This window comes from Clostridium sp. 001, from assembly GCF_019056555.1.
In the GTDB taxonomy this organism is placed as follows: Bacteria; Bacillota; Clostridia; order Clostridiales; family Clostridiaceae; genus Clostridium_B; species Clostridium_B ragsdalei.
In genome coordinates this window covers 795,321-812,222 of the sequence record NZ_CP020473.1, presented here as the reverse complement: position 1 = coordinate 812,222, position 16,902 = coordinate 795,321, and the positions used below count along the sequence as shown (strand labels likewise).

The following is a 16,902-nucleotide window of genomic DNA, read 5'->3' as shown; positions in this document are numbered from 1 at the left end:
TTATATACCTAGATATAAGAAATCAACAAACATATATTATCAACATCAGATAAAAGTAATAGGAGTAGGACTAAATGTGGTACAATTTTTATATCAATTAAATCACAATCGTAAATTATTGTGCAGTAATTATATTAGATAAATGTGAGGTAGAATAACTATGTTAATTAGTTCAGTAACAACAATATATTTTTCACCAACAGGTACAACTAAAAAGATTATTAATTCAATTGTAAAAGGAATGAAAATAATTAATAATAAGATAATTGATTTAACCTTGCCTAAAGTAAGAGAGGCTGGCGTTCCTTTAATTGATGGAGACATAGTGTTAATTGGAGTGCCTGTTTATGAGGAAAAAATTTCTCAAGGGAAACTACCATTAATGGCAAAAATAGTGCCTAAAAATAGTGCTAGATTATTTACAAAAACTCCTTTTGCAGATATGAGTAAATGTAGTCACTGCAATATATGTGTAAAACTGTGTCCTATGAATGCAATCGACAAGGAAACTTTAGAAATAGATGAAGAACAATGTCTGCGTTGTTTTTGTTGTGCTAAAAGGTGTCCTAAAAAGGCAAGAAAAATTATTTATAAACCGAGATTTCTGGTTTCAAAAGTATTAACAATGAAAAATAGAATTATAAAGGAGCCTAAACTGTATTTGTAGGATTTTGTACATAATATTTTTGTCTTGCGTCACAACGGTAAGTTATTATGACATACAGGTGTCATATTTAATATGTTACTATAATATATAGATAGAAATTTATAAGTTAATAATATGAAATATTTAATTTATTTGATTATAGAAATGGCTTTAGAAAATAATGTAATTTTGGTAAAATGATATCTTATTGAAATTGAATTTATGAACTATGAATACTTGTAACAAAGGAGTGCTAATTATGTATACGAGTACAGTTGAAAGGTTTATGGATAAGAATGTAATTCCTACGTCTTTAGAAATATGTAATCTTTTAGGAAAAGAAGCTTATAATAGACTATCAAAGCTTGAAACATTTTTACACGATAGTTATGATTTAATTCGTGAATTAAAATTTCCATTTGGCAACAACTATGGGTGGGGGTATAAATATAGCCATAAAAATAAATTATTGTGTTATGTATTTTTTGAAAGAGGTTCATTTACAGTCACAATAACAATAGGCAAAAATGAATTAAAAAAGCTATATAAAGAGTTGGATAAAATGATTCCTAAAACAAAAAAACTATGGGAAAATCGTTATCCGTGTGGTGATGGTGGTTGGATACATTACAGGGTAGAAAATGATAATGAACTGATGGATGTCCAGAAACTTGTGTGTATTAAGAAAAAACCTAAGCAAAGGTAATTTTATATAAAAAATTCTATAACCCTTGATATATAAGGAATAAATTTAAAAAATAGTGTAAATATCCCACTTGTGAGTATTATTGAGGCTACTTGTGATGAAGTAAAACGACGTAATATATCTAAAGTAGGATTGTTAGAAACAATCTTTACTATGAATGGGGAATTTTTTAAAAAGCCATTCACAAAAAATCATATAGAAGTGATAACTCCAACTGATGAAGAAAGGGAGTTTGTTAATCAAAAGATTTCGCAAGAATTAGAGTTGGGTATTGTCAAGGAAGAGACTTTATTAGTATTTTTGAAGATTATTCAAAGAATGAAAGTTGAAAATGGAATACAGGCAATTATTTTAGGTTGTACTGAATTGCCGTTGTTGGTCAAAGGAGTCAAAACACCAGTGGATTGTTTGGATACAATGCATATACATATTGAAACTCTTGTCAATATGATTATAGATAATTAAATTAAATTTTAATTTAAGGTTTAGCATCATAAATTAGTAATTTGTAGTACAGGTTATTTATATTATGTGATGTAAAAGTAAAAAGTTACGTAATAAATGGAAATTGAATCATATTCGAAACAGGAACTTACTTTGTGGATCATGAAGTGGTAGAGGTAGGAGATAAGGTAACTGGATTTTATGACGCAAATGCACCGGCCATTCGTATTTATCCTCCACAATATCCTGCAATTGTTATGGTAAAAAATATAGAATATCAAAATGTTACTGTGGACTATTTTAACAATCAACTTATAAGCAGCGACGGAAATTTAAAATTAAATATCGCCCTATTTTGTCTATCATCAGCAGGCAGTCTAATTTTATCTTAAATTTGGACTGCATGTTTTTAGAATATATCACTAAGTTCTAATCCATTGTGACCATGTAGTTTTAAAGTTGTCATCATTTTCAACACAATATATATAAAATCTTTCTATTAATTTAGCTCTTTGTTTGGAGCGGTTCATTAGGTATAGTTCATCTCTAAGTAAGTCCTTTCCTCCTAGTAAGACCTGTCTATTCATTATATTTTGGAGACTAACATTTTTAGCATTTTTCATCATATCATACATTACCATAAAAGTACTTGTTCTTCCTACTCCACCTTTACAATGAAAATGTAGCCAGGTATTTTTGGGCAATGATTTAACGAATTTTATAAAATAATCAACCATGTCATTAGTAGGCCTTTCTTTATCTGTTACTGGTATACGCATATATGACATACCATAGCTTTCAACTAATTTTTCTTCATCTTCAACCTTCTTTGGTATTAATATTTTATTGCCAATAGATAGTGGCTTGTTTAATAAGATGCTTTGTAATCTCGTATTTTCATCAAATAAAACTTCTTCTTTAGTCAAGCCTTTATTAGCTTTGTTTCTGTTACCTGACCAACTTATCGCTATACCGTTAATAAATCCATGTGATTCTTGTCTTAAGTCAACTATAATTATTGGCATAGCATCGCCTAGGGATTGTTTAATTAATATAAGACTATTTTCAGAAAATTGGGAACTACCAGATATATTTAAATTAGCTAATCCATTTAAGTTTATAACTTTATTACCTTTAAAATTAGTTAAATCAGTAGTTTTGTGAAAGTGTTTAGATAACTTTTTTGTATTATTAGAATTTATAACAAGGTGCATATTATTATTTTGAGGTTCATAATAGCGTTCTTGCAGCATTCTATCATTCATATACAAGCCATATTTATAAAAAAATGGATGACAATAAGCAGGTACTTTATATGGACAACGGTGTAAATAATAACAAAGATGCGAATATTTATAAAAATAAGCATAGCAGCCATAATGGTTATGTTTAAAACTATCCTGAACTAAATTGTAATTTGTGGAGTTATTTGAAATTATTTTATTTTGTTTCATATATAATTCTCCATAAAAGTTTTTCACACTATATTGTATGATATTAACTCATATTGTTCCTAATTATTTCTACCAATTTTATAATTTTATTATGGAATTAATGTTTTTTATTACCAGGTATAAAGATATATTTATTAATTAAATATTAATTGGTATATGAAAATTAAATAAAGAATTATAGGACTTTTAAAGTATTGATAATATGTTAAGAAGGACTCTTTTTATTGCTTTGATTTGTGGTAAACTTAACATAAAGAGATATATGAGTGTTATGTTTTTAGAATAATATAGGTATTAATGTATGGCGTTCGTACTTAGTTGATTAAATAGTAGAATTTAAGAATCGGAGGCATAATGATGATTACATCGGAAGAGATTAAAAGAAGATTATGGGATGGAGCAAATGAATTAAGAGGTTCCATGGATGCAAGCCGCTATAAGGATTATATGCTTGGACTCATGTTCTATAAGTTTTTAAGTGATAAAACTTTGGAGAAATATAGAGATGCTGCAGGAAAAGGTCAATTATCAGAAGATGAGTTGGTTAGTGAGTATGCTAAGGACAAGCTTGAATATGGAGATGACCTTGAAAAAATGATACAAGATGTTTTGGGGTATTATGTATCTCCAGAATATCTTTATCAAACATGGATTAAAGATATTAATTCAGGAAATTTTGAAGTCCAAAAGGTTTCAGATAGCCTTAATAATTTTGAAAGAACAATAGCTGTATCCGATGATGCAAGTGACTTTAAGGGGCTTTTCTCTAGTTCCACTCTTGATCTTACAGACACAGCTTTAGGCAGCAATTTAAATGAAAGAAGTAAAAATATTAAAGCACTGATACTATTATTTGCGGATCTTAACATGGTGGCTCTGCAAAAAGGTGATGTGCTTGGAGATGCCTATGAGTATTTGATTGGTCAGTTTGCAATGGAGTCTGGAAAGAAGGCTGGGGAATTTTATACACCGCACCAAGTTAGTGAAGTTATGGCTCAGATAGTCGCAAAATCCTCAGAAATTAAATCAATATATGATCCAACAGTTGGGTCAGGCTCCTTACTTTTGACAGTTAAAAAGCACCTGGACAAGAATGTGCAAAGAGATTTGGATTACTATGGTCAGGAAAAGAATACAGCAACCTATAATTTGACCCGTATGAATCTTCTTCTTCATGGAGTGCGTCCGGAAAAAATGACCATTAAAAATGGTGATACTCTTTCCAATGATTGGCCAGAAGATCCAGCAAATCCTAATGAAGGAGTGCAATTTGATGCGGTTGTTATGAATCCACCTTATTCAGCAAAGAACTGGAATAAAGCGGGATTAAAAGTAAGCGACCCCCGTTTTGAAATAGCAGGTACTTTACCACCAGATTCAAAAGGTGATTTTGCATTTTTGCTGCATGGATTATATCACCTAGGAACAAATGGAACTATGGCAATTGTATTACCACATGGGGTCTTATTTCGTGGATCTTCTGAGGGGGAAATCCGTAAAAGATTACTAGATAAGAATTATATTGATGCAATTATAGGTTTACCAAATAATCTGTTTACAAATACAGGAATTCCAGTTGTGATTATAATATTAAAAAAGAATCGTAAAATTGATGCTCCAGTACTTATTATTGATGCATCAAATAATTTTATTAAAGTAGGAAAGCAAAATGTACTTCAGGAAAAAGACATTGCAAAAATAGTAGATGCGTACATGGAAAAGGCGGAGATACCTGGATATAGTCACCTTGCAACACGGGAAAACATCAAGAAAAATGAATACAATATGAATATACCTCGTTACGTTGAAGCTATCGATACGGAAATTAGCCATGATGTGGATGCTCATTTGCTAGGAGGAATCCCACAGAACAATATAGACGATTTAACAGTATTACAAGCACTTGTTCCTGATGTCTTGAATCACTGCTTTGAAACAATTCGTCCTGGATATGTGAGTCTTACAAAGCCAGTAAGTGAACTAACAAACGAGATTTTAAATGATGCCCATATTATTACTATGTCAGATGAAATCAGGACAAAAACAAAGGATTATATAGGGAAGTATTGGGATGTCTTACGAAATGTTGATAAATATACTGATCTAGTAAATCTTATGGAAGAAATGCTTGATAGCATCAAGAAAATTTTGTCCGATTATAAGTATATTGATGTATATGATGGATATCAGATAATAGCGGAAATTTGGAAAGATGCATTAACCCATGATACAGAACTTATTGCAAGTGGTGGATTTTATAATATAGGCCGTACCCGTGAACCTAATATGATAACAAAAGGTTCAGGAAGTAATAAACGAGAGGAACAAGATGGATGGGTTGGAAGTATTATTCCGAGTGGTTTGATTGCAAAGGAACTTTATCATGCAGAATTAGAGGCAATTGAAAATAAAAGAGATTCCATTCAAAGGATAGAGACAGAATTAGCTGATTTGGTAGAAGCTGCAAAGGTTGAAGATAGTGTAGAAAATAATGCTTTATATGATGCTTTGAAAAAGAACGAGGAGGATGAACCAGGTGATGCTTTTGACAATAAATTATTGAAGGCAGAGTTAAAGAAAGCTGAAAAAGCTTCAGAAGAATATGAGTTACTAAAAAAGGTTGAAACATTAATAAATAAAAAATCTTCACTTGCTAAAGCTATCAAATCTGAAGAAAAAGAGCTTAAGGATGCAGTGCAGGAACGTATTTTAGTATTAACGAATGATGAAATAGATAATTTAATGTATAAAAAATGGTTTGAAAGTACTGCTGAAAAAATGGTGAGTTTAGTACAAATTCCATTGAAAGCAGAATTAAACACTTTACAAATGCTTGAGGAACGTTATGCAAATACACTGTCAGAGATAGATACGGAGATAGATAGCTTGATGGGTGAGTTTGAAGCACTTAAGGATGAATTGGTGGTGAAATAATGAGCGAAAATGAGAAAAATGTACCGAAAAGACGATTTAAAGAGTTCGAAAATGCTGAAGTTTGGGAACAGCGTAAGTTAGGAGATGTGATAGATGGATTATATAATGGACAAACTCCATCGCGATTCCGAGATGACTTTTGGAATGGCAATATCAACTGGTTATCAAGCGGAGAATTAAATCGCTCGGTTGTCATAATGACAAGTGAAAAAATAACGTCCGCTGGCCAGGATGACGCAAATTTACGTATTGTTCCTAAAAACACCTTTGTTATGGCAATAACTGGACTAGAGGCTGCTGGAACTCGTGGTAACTGTGGAATTCTTGGTATTGATACAACATTGAATCAGTCCTGTATGGCGGTATTTCCTAATAAGAAATTGCTAAGTACGCAGTTCTTATTTCAATGGTATAAGATGGTAGGAGAAGACTATGGTATTAGATTCACTCAGGGGACAAAGCAACAAAGTTATAACGCTGAACTTATAAAAAATCTTGATATATGCTTGCCAAAAGTAGAAGAACAATTGAAAATAGGTGAATTACTTTCAGAACTCGACAACCTTATAGCCCTTCATCAGTGTAAGTTAGATAAGATGAAAGCATTAAAAAAAGCATATCTTAAGGATATGTTTCCTGCTGAAGGTGAGCGTAAGCCAAAACTAAGATTTGCTGGTTTTACGGACGATTGGGAACAGCGTAAGCTAGGTGAAGAAGTTGCAACTATTGGAACAGGAAAAAGTAAATTTGCTTCGGGTGTTCAAAAATCAGATATAACTCCTTATGCTGTTTTGGGTTCAACATCTGTGATAAGCTATAATGAGAAATATGATTATTCCGGTGATTTTGTATTAACTGCTCGTGTTGGTGTGAATGCTGGTGATTTGTATAAGTATTCTGGAAATGTGAAAATAAGTGATAATACGGTGTTCTTGCAGGGAAGCAACTTGGATTTTATTTATTATGCACTTTCTAAATATAATTTAAAAAACCTATCTTTTGGTACTGGTCAACCACTAATTAAAGCCAGTGAATTGAGTGAGTTGAGATTAAAATTTCCAGTGAGCGAAATAGAACGGAAACAACTTGGAAACTATTTTGCTCACATTGACAACCTTATCACCCTTCATCAGCGTAAGCTCGAAAAACTTCAAAATATAAAGAAAGCATACCTAAATGAAATGTTTATTTAGAGAGGAGCGTAAATCATGAGTAATGCATCTAAAAATTCTTCTGAAAGGACTTTTCAGGAGAATTTTGTGAAAGAACTAGTAAAATACAAATGGAAGGCTCCAGATTACCTAAATGGAAATAAGAAGAAAGTAACGGTATCTGATCTGATTAATCATTGGAGAGGCGAGTTAAATCGTATAAATGCGGATCAACTTGAAGGTGTAGAGTTAACAGATAATGAATTTGCACAGGTAATGACTAAGGTAGGTCAAATCAGCAATAGCTATGAAGCTGCTAAAATATTGTCAATTGAAGAAGCTAAAGGAAAAATTGACGGGATTTATCGTGATGATAATCCAAAAGTAACCAGGAAACAGATTACTTTAACTATATTCAAAAAGGCAGAGGTAAGAGGCGGTGACTCAAGTTACCGTATTGCAAGAGAGGTAGTAACTCCGGGTGATAATCGATTTGATATAGTATTACTAATTAATGGCTTACCACTAATTAATATAGAACAAAAACGCACGGATAAGTCGTTAGATGAAGCCTATGAACAGTTTAAGAGGTACTATAGGGATGGTGAATACTGCAATAACTTCATGGCATTCTCACAGATGATGGTAATTACTACAGAGATTGAAACTCGTTATTTTGCGACACCAAAGTCTGTTGATGCTTTTAATCCATCCTTTGTTTTTCATTGGGCAGATAAAAAGAATAAACCGATAAATGATTGGAAAAAAGTGATTCAACATTTCTTAATGATACCTATGGCACATCAAATGGTTGGAGATTACCTGGTAATTGATGAGGCGAAAGAAGAGGAAAACAGGAAGCATATGCTAATGCGACCATATCAGGTTTACGCATTGCAAGCTGTGGAAGGTGCTGCTTTTGGATGGGATAATAATGGTATACCCCATGGAGGCTTTGTTTGGCATACAACTGGTTCTGGAAAAACAATTACTAGTTTTAAGACAGCCTTGTTTTTATCTACCCGCGCAGGGTTTGATAAGGTAGTATTTTTAGTTGATAGACGAGAACTAGATAGGACTACTAGCGATAATTTTAAGGCATATGCAGCTTATGAACCAGTAACTGTGGATGACACCAAACATACCTATCAATTAAAAAAGCAGCTTAAATCACAGAAGTCAGGAATTATAGTTACAACAACATTTAAACTTAATGCACTTGTAAAGGAATTAGAAGAAGCTAAGGACAATACAGTGGCAGATAAAAGAATTGTATTTATTGTAGATGAAGCTCATCGAACAACAATGGGTCAGATGATGGGGACAATTAAAAATTATTTTAGAAAAAATGGTCTTTTCTATGGTTTTACGGGAACACCTTTATTTGATGAAAATAATGTTAAAGGTAAAATAAATGAGAAAAGTGAAGTAATTAACACTACGGAAAAGTTATTTGGACCGAAACTTCATGAATATACCATTGACGAGGCAATTTCAGATGGGAATGTTTTAGGGTTTTATGTGGATTATATCAATACTGGTGAATTTAAAAGTTATGAAGATTTAAGAGAACAGTTAGTAGAAAAAATGAAAGAAGGGCACCCGGAGCTTTCAGATAGAGAGCTTGAACGGAAGGTACAAGCATTGTCTGAAACAGAAGTGGAAAGGCAGGCTAAAAAAAGAAACATTTTAACCTATCAAGATGAAACACATATTCCAAGAGTTGTTGAGGAAATATTAAATAACTGGGAGAATCAGTCTAAAGAAAGAAAATTTAATGCTATTTTAACAGTTGAGTACAAAAGGCGGGTAGTAGCTTTCTATGATGAATTTAAGAAGCAATTAGATGAACGTGGGAAAAAACTAAATATTGCCATGACCTTCAGTTTTGGAAATGAAAATGATAGTGATACTTATAATATTTCATCAAAAATCATTGAAGGAATGTTTAAGGATTACTCTGAGTTTACAGGTATTGAATTTATTGCCGGTGATAAAAAGCATGGTGAGAATGCATATTTTGAAGATATAGTGGAACGTGCAGCCCGTGGTGGAAGTGGACGTAATAAAAAGAATATAGACCTTGTGATTGTTGCAAAGCAATTACTCACAGGATATGACTCTAAACGATTGAATACGCTGTATGTTGATAGAAAACTGGAACTACAGGACTTAATCCAGGCATATTCCCGTACAAATCGTGTATTTGGAAGGGATAAAGAATTTGGAACAATTGTTAACTTTCAGTATCCAGGGCTTACAAAAGAAGCAGTAACAATTGCGTTGAAATTATATGGTAGTGGAGGCAGCAATAGCAAAGCAATCGTTGATACATATAAGGCAGCGGTTGAAAAATTCAAGATAAATGCGTTGAAAATGGTTAAGTCACTTAAAGATCCTTCGCAGTGGCAAATAATAAAAGATGTGAAAGAAGAGAAAGATAAGTTTATTACTGCATTTAAAGATGCATATGAACAATTCAATTTAGTGGAACAATATTATCAATATAAATGGGAGGATAGTACTTTTGGTATTGAGGAGCATACCTGGTTAAAATATAGAGGTGCGTATAAAAATTTGATAGGTAAAGGTGGGACAGGTGATCCTATACCAAGCATTGTTAAACCTCTTATTGGAAAAACAAAGTTAGCAGGTACACAAGTAATTGATGCATCACATATACTTGAATTGATTGGCTCCAAGGTGAGCAATGTGGATGGTATGCAAACAGTAGATGGGGAAACACGGCGTATAATTTATGAGCAAATTCAAGAACTGAGTGATATGGGTGAAGATAGTAAAGCACATCTATTGAAGGAGTTTGTAGATACTGAATTAATAACTGGAAATTTGCCCTACAACTTAAATTTTGATGAGGCCTTTGATATTTGGAAACAGAATAAATTAAAAGCCGATGTTAATGATTTAGCGGACAGATGGGGAATTGATAGAGAATGGCTTTTCAAATCTGTAAATGCCTTTTCAGTGGCAGAACCTAAGAGGATACCTTATAGAGATGAACTAACCCAAAATGTTAACTATGATGCGGCAGAGGATAAATCAGCAGGTAATAAGTTAAAACATATGATGAAATTAACGCATAAATTGCCAGAGTTGATAGCTGAGACGAAAGAAAAGTATGATTAAAGCTAATGTATATCAGGGAGTATATACGATACCTATAGGTTAAAGAAGTAGGAAATTATTTCGCTAAATATCTCGTTGATGAAACTGCCATTAGAAAGGATATCATAAATATAGCCATATCTGATGCTGATACACTCCTCATAAAATAATCAACTAAAGTTATTGAATTCAAATATATGAATGCTTTTTTAAAATTTAATAATATGGTATGTTATATAAATATTAGGCTATAATATTAAAACTGGGAATTTATATAATACATAAGAGAGATAGGAAATGTATATAAGTATGAAAATAGTAGTAATATATAAATCAAAAACAGGTTTTACAAAGAAATATGCAGAGTGGATTTCAAAAGAATTATCAGCAGATATTTTTGATGCAGCAAATGTTAATATTAATATGCTGGCTAAATATGATACCATAATTTATGGTGGTAGTTTGTATGCAGTAGGCATTATTGGCATAAATTTAATCACAAAAAACTTTAATAAATTAAGAAATAAAAAGATTGTAGTTTTTGCCACAGGGGCATCACCTTCAAGAGATGAAGTGATAACTGAAGTTAGAAATAAAAACTTTACTACAGATCAACAAAAGTCTATCAAATTTTTCTATTTAAGAGGTGGATTTAATTATAGTAAACTAAATATTTTTGATAAATTTCTTATGACACTATTGAAATGGAAAATAAAAAATAAAAAGCAGGAAGATTTATCGTCTGATGAAATAGGTATGCTTTCTATATATGATAAACCAGTAGATTATACAAATAAGAAAAATATACAAAACATAATAACTTATATTAATTCGTAATATATTAATAAGTTCTTGTTCTTTTTTAGATTGTAAATTTAAAAATAACTGGAGGAAATAGGATATGGCTTCTAGTCAAGAGTATTTAGATTTTATCATTGGACAGTTAGATACACTGAATAATATTTCCTATAGAAAAATGATGGGGGAATATATATTATATTTTCAGGGGAAAATTTTTGGAGGAATATATGATGACCGTTTTTTGGTTAAGATAACTAAATCCAGCAAACAGTTGATGTTAGGGGGAACAGAGGAATTGCCATATGATGGTGCAAAACCAATGCTTTTGGTTCACAATGTTGATAACAAAGAGTTATTATACAAACTGATAACAGAGATGTATGAAGAACTTTCTTATCCAAAAGTAAAAAAGAAAAAGTGATTTTTAAATTTAAGGTAGTTATATAAATAGTAGATTTATATAACTTAGAATTATTCCTCTAAATCTTTTGTTGATGAAACTGCCATTAGAAAGGATATCACCAATATAGCCATATCTGATGCTGATACACTCCTCATAAAATAGAATAATCTTAAGTACAATCCTAGTAGATAGTTATCATATATAACAATGATTTATTTCTTGTGTTATTCATATATCTTTCATTTTTAAGATGTGTTGATGAAATAATATAATTCAATAGTTTAAGGCTATGAAAATAACTTTTCATAGTGTCAGAATATTGTTCATTAATTATAAAAAAGAGTGGGGGAGTATAGTGTGAGAAAAATAGCCATAATTTTAATCACTATAATGTTGTTTATGGTTGCAGGTTGTTCAAATAAAGACGTAATTAAACACAACTACACTTATAAAGGAGAAAATGAATTTTGGACTGTCCAATATAAGGTGAATTCTATATACACATTTACTAAGAAAGATGACAAGCTACATTATGAAGGTAATTCTAACGACACATTTACAGTAACCTATAAGAAAAATATATCTGACTTATCTTCGGTAAAACATCTGCAAATATCGTATAAAAGTAGTGCTGGAGGTGGAAGTATAGGGCAAAACTCTCCAAGGAAAAGAACTTATACTATGACATCAAGTAGTACAGGTGGAGCAACGGAGGATAAAGACGAAGTAATAAAAGTCACCATAAATCTTGATGGAAAGATACAAACAATTGAATTAAAAAATTAGAATTACATTAAATTATAGACCAGCTAGTAAAAGTCAATAATTTTTTATAAAAAATTTTATTAATAAAAATAGGCATCACAAAAAATCCATTGAAAAGTACGAACAATGGAAATTGACTCCTAATTATTTTAGCCGTTAGGCTGCTGATTTAGATTGCTTATTAAGATACATTTTTGTATGTATTTTAGGATCACGTAGTTCATACTTTTTTTGATTTTTAAGAACAGAGAATATGTAGTTAATTAACTTATGCATTATTGCTACTAAGCCTACTTTTTTGCTTTTACCTTTCATATTCTCAGTATAGAAATTAAGCAGAACTTTATTTATTGGTTCACCGTTTCTATTTTTACGTATGGATGCTAACGCGACAGCGTATAAGGCTCTTCGGCCTATTCTGGTACCTCGTTTAGACATAACATTTTTGTCACTATTAAACTTACCAGATTGACTAACAGAAGGATCTAAACCAAAATAAGCAACTAAGTGCTTAGGCTTAACGAAGCCTTTAATATTGCCAATTTCACTCATTATTGTGATGGAAGTTAATTCGCCAACACCTGGTATTGAGTAAAGTAATTGTACATTTTTTTTAAATTCATCAGAAATCCTATTGCTACTTAGTAATAGATGTATTTCTTTTAATAGATTTTCAATTTGAATTTCTAATGATTCTATTATAGCAATTGTATTAATTATTTTTACAAATAAACTAGGTGATTTAAGACCAATGTAAACAGCTTCTTCAGCAGCATCATATAGCTTTTTATAAATTTTTTCACTATGGGCTAGTCCTTTTCTAGAATTAGTTGAAATGAAGTTAATAAGTTCATTTCTATCAGCATTCATAATTGATTCAGGACTAGAATACTTTTTTAGAATAGCAATTGATGTTTTACCAGTAATGTCTGAAAAAACAGAGTTATAACTAGGAAATATAACTCTTAAATCAGTAGAAAGCTTTTTCTTAAATGTAGATTTACTATCAGTAAATTTATAGTAATCTCTACAAAGGGATTTTAAAGTGTAAATTTCAATATCAAAATTAGAAGAATATTTGACATTTTGAAATTTACCTATAGTAGCAATGGTTAGAGCATCTTTTTTATCATTTTTCACTTTTCTTATATCCACATTTTTGTTACAATTAGTAATGAGTGGATTAAGGATGCATGTTTCAAATGTATCTTTAAGAAAGTGGAAAAGAGTAAGGTGGTATACACCAGTAGATTCCATGAAAATTGCCGTTTTCATGTTAAACTCTTCTTCCACTTTTTTTATTTGATCTACTAGGTAATCAAAACCATTTCTATTATGCATAATCTTAAAAGGCTTTCTATAAATTTCACCGTCAGGTGATAGTATAGCAACTACTGAGAAGTCTGCTGATACATCAATTCCAACTGTTGGTCTATAAAAAAATTTACTCATATATAATATCTCCTTTGTTTATGAGATAGAATAGATATTCCATTTCTATCAGTAATTTTGTAACCTTGTTTGTGACACAGGTAATTCCCAAAGGGAAACCTAACCAGCTAAACACAGAATTCTCACTGATGGAATGATACGCTATTTCACGGGTAATAATGACTCGGTAGAGTCACTTCCCAGGGGGATCACATCTATCTTCTATTCATGAGATATTATACATCAATATTTACTAGTTTGACTTCCCGTTAGGGAAAAATAGAAAACTAAGTTATAGAGTAGAAATACAAACCCTATCGGGTAATAGAAATTAAGAATAATAAGAGAAAATTGAGTTGTAATGTTCATAAATAATATAGATAGTTTTCTATTGAATGTTATGACTACATTATACAAGGGGGATAGGCAATGGATTATCGGATAAATGAGAAAATATCAGTTTCGAATTTAGCAGATTTACGTCAATCGGTTGGTTGGAATAGAATGGAGTGCGAATTAGAAAATCCTAACTTACAAGATTTTCATACAATTGCTTGTTATAATAATCTTCAATTATAAAGGTGCTTTTATTTTGGAAGGTTACCCGAATGACCAGTTGGAATCTTTAAAGTATCTAAAAAAATTAAATTTGGAAGGATAATTTTATGAGTAAAAAGAGAATTGAAACTAAGAAAATTCAATTAGAATCAAGACATGCTTATGACGGCAGGTCTTATTTTTTTCGAAAAAATACTGAGAAAATATCAAAAAATTACCTAACAAATAATCCAATAATAAGACATAAATTAATTGACTAATATCCATATTTAGGTAGGGCCCTTTTGTAATAAATTTATTTTTTCTTTATTTTTAATATACTTTTAATATATTTTTACCTTTTATAATTGTAAATATTGGTAGCAAATAAAATATATTAAAAGAGGATGATGAAAATGGCGGAGAAAGTTTTAGAATTAAAAAACATTTCTAAAAAGAGAGGTAAAAAGCAGGTATTAACTGATGTTAATTTTTCTATAAATAAGGGCGAGATATGTGGTTTTGTAGGAAGAAACGGGGCAGGCAAGACCACATTAATTAAGATTATAACAAGCATGTTGTTTCCCGATGAAGGTGAAGTTATAATCTGTGGAAAAAATCTTAAAACTGAAAGAGAAGAAGCTTTAAAAAATGTTGGATCAGTAGTGGAAACACCAGTGATGTATGGATATATGACAGGAAGGCAAAACCTAAATTATATATCAAGCGTACTTAAAGATGTAACAAAAGATCAAATAGAAGGTGCTGTAAAATCATCTAATTTAGGTGAAAAAATTGATGAAAAGGTAAAAAAATATTCTCTAGGGATGAAACAAAGACTGGGACTTGCAGAAGCACTGATGGGAAATATATCATTACTAATACTAGATGAGCCTACAAATGGACTGGATCCCATGGGAGTTTTTGAACTTAAAAATACTATAAACACTTTAGCTAAAGAAAAAGGAGTAAGTGTTTTTATATCTTCACATATCTTAAGTGAAATAGAAAATATATGTACAAAAATTGTATTTATAGATGACGGAAAAATTATTAATATTCAGGAAATAGGTGATAAAGAAAAGGCTAGCAGTGAAAAAAATATGTTTATAAAAACTAATTTCCCAGAAAAATCATCAGAAATTATTCAAAATATACCTGATGTAAAATTATTAAAAGTAGAAAATAATGGTATTTCAATTTTAATAAATACTGAGTTACATGATATTTTTGATATATTAAAAAATTTACATGAGGCTGGAATAAAAATAGAAGGTTTCTTTGAAGTAAAGCAAAATTTAGAAGATAAATTTATAAAGATGATGGGGGAAGATAGTGATGAGTAAATATATATGGCAGGAACTTAAAAGAGTTATGATGAAAAAGAAAATTGCGCTTATTGTCATTCTCATTGTTACAATAGCTTTTGGATTAATGAGAATCTCAAAAATAGATACTGTAGAAGTACAAATTCAAAAAGATAAAGTTCTTCTTAACAGTCTAAAGATAGACAAAACTAAAGCTGATACTGAATTTAAAAAGGCAGATATTTCTAGAGATATATTGGAGACCCAAAAAGAAATAGATGACAAAGAAGACATGCTAAATCAAATAAATAACTATGATAAATCAAAATTAGATAAACAAATTGAAAAATTGGAAAAAGGAAATAATCCTAAAAATGAATACAAAATACTTCAATTGAAATATGAAAAAGAACACAATATAGAAAAAAGTGAGTTAGCACCAAAGGGAATGTATGCAGCTATAGATATTTTACAATATTTTGTATTGCTTTTTTTGATTATTCCTATTGTATTGTCATCTGATATAGTATCAGGGGAATATTCACCTAATACAATTAAGGCTTTAATTACTAAACCTATTTCAAGAAAAAAAATCATAACATCCAAGTTTATTGTTTCAGTGATTTTAAGTGCAGGCACTATAATTATAAGTACTATAATATTTATAGTGGAAGCTGGAATTCACTTAGGCTTTTCAGATTATAGATTGCCTTTTGATGTAGGTGCAAAATATGTTTTAGATAAATCACTACCTTTAAGTCCAGTGGCTTCTCAAATGAAGTACGTAAGTGGAAGTATGTCAATAATTCCTGCTTGGAGTGTAATTCTTCAACTTATATTAATTTTAATAGTTATTTCAATAGCTATTATATCAATAATTATGTTTAGATCAACTATTTGCAGGAATTCACTTATTTCATCGCTTGCAAGCTTCATACTAATTGCAGGAACACAATTTTGGTACCTCTTTTGTTTTTCAGGTAAATATCTTGCAGCAGCTAAATATGGCGTTTTTGTAAAGTTTTTACCTATCCCATATATAGTTGATAGTTTGGGTACCTTATCCGGAGATATTTCTTTAAAACTTGCTAGTAGTATAAATGTGTGTTTTGTTTTGATTGTATGTCTTCTGTGGACTTTAGTTATGATGTTTTTAAGTACTTATGTTTTTGGAAAGAGAGATCTTGATTAGCTGTT

At 30.7% G+C, this 16,902-nt stretch carries 14 protein-coding genes and 1 pseudogene; 13 read left to right on the top strand and 2 right to left on the bottom strand.

The annotated features are described in order from the left end of the window. Positions 1-160: 160 nt before the first annotated feature. From B5S50_RS03640 to B5S50_RS03625, 4 genes and pseudogenes are all read left to right on the top strand, one after another. Positions 161-667, top strand: coding sequence for a 4Fe-4S binding protein (locus B5S50_RS03640; protein WP_065077268.1), 507 nt, complete (start codon positions 161-163; stop codon positions 665-667). Between the two features lie 238 nt (positions 668-905). Next, the gene (locus tag B5S50_RS03635; RefSeq protein ID WP_065077267.1) at positions 906-1,352 is read left to right on the top strand and encodes a DUF3788 domain-containing protein; all 447 of its coding nucleotides are present in this window, start codon (positions 906-908) and stop codon (positions 1,350-1,352) included. A gap of 72 nt (positions 1,353-1,424) precedes the next feature. Next, a complete protein-coding gene (locus B5S50_RS03630; RefSeq protein ID WP_254306698.1) occupies positions 1,425-1,817 on the top strand; it encodes an aspartate/glutamate racemase family protein in 393 nt (130 codons plus the stop codon). 125 nt (positions 1,818-1,942) lie between these two features. After that, positions 1,943-2,146, top strand: a pseudogene (locus tag B5S50_RS03625) (hypothetical protein); the annotation flags it as partial. A 72-nt stretch (positions 2,147-2,218) separates the two neighbouring features. On the opposite strand, the gene B5S50_RS03620 reads toward B5S50_RS03625, so the two are convergent. Beyond that, on the bottom strand, positions 2,219-3,250 hold the full coding sequence (locus B5S50_RS03620) for a phosphatase (protein ID WP_217303129.1): 1,032 nt from the start codon (positions 3,248-3,250) through the stop codon (positions 2,219-2,221). Between the two features lie 357 nt (positions 3,251-3,607). Between B5S50_RS03620 and B5S50_RS03615 the strand changes: the two genes are divergently transcribed. The 6 genes from B5S50_RS03615 to B5S50_RS03590 all read left to right on the top strand — a co-directional run bounded on the left by B5S50_RS03615 (position 3,608) and on the right by B5S50_RS03590 (position 12,451). Continuing rightward, positions 3,608-6,184, top strand: a complete 2,577-nt coding sequence (locus tag B5S50_RS03615; protein WP_217303128.1) for a type I restriction-modification system subunit M — start codon at positions 3,608-3,610, stop codon at positions 6,182-6,184. Then, positions 6,184-7,377, top strand: a complete 1,194-nt coding sequence (locus tag B5S50_RS03610) for a restriction endonuclease subunit S (protein ID WP_065077264.1) — start codon at positions 6,184-6,186, stop codon at positions 7,375-7,377. Before B5S50_RS03615 ends, B5S50_RS03610 begins: the two co-directional genes overlap by 1 nt. 15 nt (positions 7,378-7,392) lie before the next feature. Next, on the top strand, positions 7,393-10,482 hold the full coding sequence (locus B5S50_RS03605) for a type I restriction endonuclease subunit R (protein ID WP_217303127.1): 3,090 nt from the start codon (positions 7,393-7,395) through the stop codon (positions 10,480-10,482). A gap of 288 nt (positions 10,483-10,770) precedes the next feature. Continuing rightward, positions 10,771-11,298 (top strand): flavodoxin domain-containing protein, encoded by a 528-nt coding sequence (locus B5S50_RS03600; protein ID WP_217303766.1) that lies wholly within the window; start codon positions 10,771-10,773, stop codon positions 11,296-11,298. A gap of 64 nt (positions 11,299-11,362) precedes the next feature. Further along, entirely contained in the window at positions 11,363-11,683 is a 321-nt protein-coding gene (locus tag B5S50_RS03595; RefSeq protein ID WP_065077262.1) for a TfoX/Sxy family protein, read from the top strand. A 339-nt stretch (positions 11,684-12,022) separates the two neighbouring features. Next, a complete protein-coding gene (locus tag B5S50_RS03590) occupies positions 12,023-12,451 on the top strand; it encodes a hypothetical protein (protein ID WP_254306697.1) in 429 nt (142 codons plus the stop codon). A 135-nt stretch (positions 12,452-12,586) separates the two neighbouring features. On the opposite strand, the gene B5S50_RS03585 is transcribed toward B5S50_RS03590, so the two are convergent. Continuing rightward, positions 12,587-13,882: an IS110 family transposase gene (locus B5S50_RS03585; RefSeq protein WP_217303126.1), complete on the bottom strand. Its 1,296-nt coding sequence runs from the start codon at positions 13,880-13,882 to the stop codon at positions 12,587-12,589. Between the two features lie 408 nt (positions 13,883-14,290). On the opposite strand from B5S50_RS03585, the gene B5S50_RS03580 reads away from it, so the two are divergent. From B5S50_RS03580 to B5S50_RS03570, 3 genes are all read left to right on the top strand, one after another. Further along, positions 14,291-14,440, top strand: a complete 150-nt coding sequence (locus B5S50_RS03580; RefSeq protein WP_154104936.1) for a hypothetical protein — start codon at positions 14,291-14,293, stop codon at positions 14,438-14,440. A gap of 368 nt (positions 14,441-14,808) precedes the next feature. Then, a complete protein-coding gene (locus B5S50_RS03575) occupies positions 14,809-15,744 on the top strand; it encodes an ABC transporter ATP-binding protein (RefSeq protein WP_217303764.1) in 936 nt (311 codons plus the stop codon). Then, the gene (locus B5S50_RS03570; protein WP_217303125.1) at positions 15,737-16,897 is read left to right on the top strand and encodes an ABC transporter permease subunit; all 1,161 of its coding nucleotides are present in this window, start codon (positions 15,737-15,739) and stop codon (positions 16,895-16,897) included. The genes B5S50_RS03575 and B5S50_RS03570 overlap by 8 nt, the downstream gene beginning before the upstream one ends. Positions 16,898-16,902: the final 5 nt, after the last annotated feature.

Coding starts and splice junctions, on each gene's coding strand:
- B5S50_RS03580 (WP_154104936.1), top strand. CDS start 14,291: ATGGATTATCGGATAAATGAGAAAATATCAGTTTCGAATTTAGCAGAT.
- B5S50_RS03640 (WP_065077268.1), top strand. CDS start 161: ATGTTAATTAGTTCAGTAACAACAATATATTTTTCACCAACAGGTACA.
- B5S50_RS03600 (WP_217303766.1), top strand. CDS start 10,771: ATGAAAATAGTAGTAATATATAAATCAAAAACAGGTTTTACAAAGAAA.
- B5S50_RS03615 (WP_217303128.1), top strand. CDS start 3,608: ATGATTACATCGGAAGAGATTAAAAGAAGATTATGGGATGGAGCAAAT.
- B5S50_RS03610 (WP_065077264.1), top strand. CDS start 6,184: ATGAGCGAAAATGAGAAAAATGTACCGAAAAGACGATTTAAAGAGTTC.
- B5S50_RS03595 (WP_065077262.1), top strand. CDS start 11,363: ATGGCTTCTAGTCAAGAGTATTTAGATTTTATCATTGGACAGTTAGAT.
- B5S50_RS03635 (WP_065077267.1), top strand. CDS start 906: ATGTATACGAGTACAGTTGAAAGGTTTATGGATAAGAATGTAATTCCT.
- B5S50_RS03605 (WP_217303127.1), top strand. CDS start 7,393: ATGAGTAATGCATCTAAAAATTCTTCTGAAAGGACTTTTCAGGAGAAT.
- B5S50_RS03575 (WP_217303764.1), top strand. CDS start 14,809: ATGAAAATGGCGGAGAAAGTTTTAGAATTAAAAAACATTTCTAAAAAG.
- B5S50_RS03570 (WP_217303125.1), top strand. CDS start 15,737: ATGAGTAAATATATATGGCAGGAACTTAAAAGAGTTATGATGAAAAAG.
- B5S50_RS03585 (WP_217303126.1), bottom strand. CDS start 13,882: ATGAGTAAATTTTTTTATAGACCAACAGTTGGAATTGATGTATCAGCA.
- B5S50_RS03620 (WP_217303129.1), bottom strand. CDS start 3,250: ATGAAACAAAATAAAATAATTTCAAATAACTCCACAAATTACAATTTA.